This window comes from Caulobacter sp. D5 (genome assembly GCF_003185805.1).
GTDB lineage: Bacteria > Pseudomonadota > Alphaproteobacteria > Caulobacterales > Caulobacteraceae > Caulobacter.
This window is the reverse complement of sequence record NZ_QHJY01000524.1, coordinates 1-1583: the sequence shown is the minus strand read 5'-3', so window position 1 is coordinate 1583 and position 1583 is coordinate 1. Positions and strand designations below refer to the sequence as shown.

Annotated in this window: 1 protein-coding gene; it reads right to left on the bottom strand. The window is 73.0% G+C overall.

Going from position 1 to position 1583, the window contains the following annotated elements; translation table 11 throughout:
* Nucleotides 1–130: 130 nt before the first annotated feature.
* On the bottom strand, nucleotides 131–1583 hold a 1453-nt coding region (locus DMC18_RS24785), incomplete at its 5' end, for a nucleoside-diphosphate sugar epimerase/dehydratase (protein ID WP_110133410.1).

The window sequence follows — 1583 nt, the reverse complement described above, 5'->3', positions numbered from 1 at the left end:
CGAAAGCGGGGACCCAGGCTTTTTCTGAAACGCGAGGCGCTCGACGATAAAACACCTGGGCCCCCGCTTTCGCGGGGGTTTTACGGATTGGAGGTCTGCCACGCCTACTCGCGCCGCAAGGGGAGAAGGATCAAACCGCCGCCGTCTCGGCCGTCGTCGCCCGCAGGCGCTCGACCAGGGCGAACAGCTGCGTGCGCACGCCGAACTCGTCGCCGGCCAGAGCCGAGGCTTCCAGCGACGCCAGCACCGCCTCCTCGATGCGCGGCGGCGGGACGAGCGGCGTCGCCTCGATCACGCCGTCGGTTTTCGGGGCGGCGGTCTCGTTGACGTCGACCAGGGCCTCGGTGAGCTTTTCACCGGGGCGCAGGCCGGTGATGCGGATCTCGATGTCCTTGTCGGGAACCAGGCCCTGCAGCTCGATCATCCGGCGGGCCAGATCGATGATCTTCACCGGCTCGCCCATCTCCAGGGTCAGCACCCCGGCCGGCGGGGCGGTCTCGGCGGCCGACTGGGCCACGGCCCGCAGCACCAGCGACACCGCTTCGGGGATGGTCATGAAATAGCGTTCGACCTCGGCGTCGGTCAGGGTCACCGGGCCGCCTCGGGCGATCTGGTGGCGGAACACCGGCACCACCGACCCGGCCGAGCCCAGCACGTTGCCGAACCGCACGACGCCCACCCGCATGTCGCCGCCGCCGCCGAACTGGCGGGCCAGCGCCTCGGCCGCGCGCTTGGTGGCGCCCATGACGCTGGCCGGGGCCACGGCCTTGTCGGTCGAGATCAGGGCGAAGTGGGACGCGCCGGCGGCCTTGGCCGCGGCCGCCACGTTGCGGGTGCCCAGCACATTGGTGCGCACGCCCTCGCACGGATGACTCTCGACCATCGGCACGTGCTTGAGGGCGGCGGCGTGGAAGACGATGTCGGGCTGCTCGGACGCCATCAGCCGCGAGACGCGGCCTTCGTCGCGCACGTCGCACAGGGCTTCGCGGCGCGGCAGCTGCGGCCAGGCCTCGGCCAGCTCGCGGTCGATCAGGAAGAGGTTGGCCTCCGAGGCGTCGACCAGGGTCAGGTGGGCCGCGCCGCTGGCGGCGATCTGGCGGCACAGCTCCGAGCCGATGCTGCCGCCGGCGCCGGTGACCAGCACCCGCCGGCCGCTGACCAGGGCCTGCACGGGCGCGGGATCGAGCCGCACCGGCGGACGGCTGAGCAGTTCTTCCAGGCTGATCTCGCGCAGGGCGCCGTTGGTGGGGCCGTCGCCCATCTCGACCACGCCCTGGCGGCGCAGCAGGCGCACGCCCTGGCTTTTCAGCTGGCCCAGGCGTTCGGCCCCGAAGGCGCCCAGAGGGGCTTCGGCCAGGAACAGCACCGCGGCCGGCGACAGGCCGCCGTCGCGCAGCTGGCGCATCACCCGGTCGAACTGGCCGATCGCGCCCAGCACGCAGACCCCGCGGATCTCGTCGCCGGTCTCGCGGGCCTCGGGGGTCAGCACCCCGACCACGGCGTAGCGCTGGGCCAGGCCGTCGGGCGCGCGCAGGAAGGCCTCGGCCTCGCTCGCCTGGCCGACGATCAGCAGGCGGGGCAGG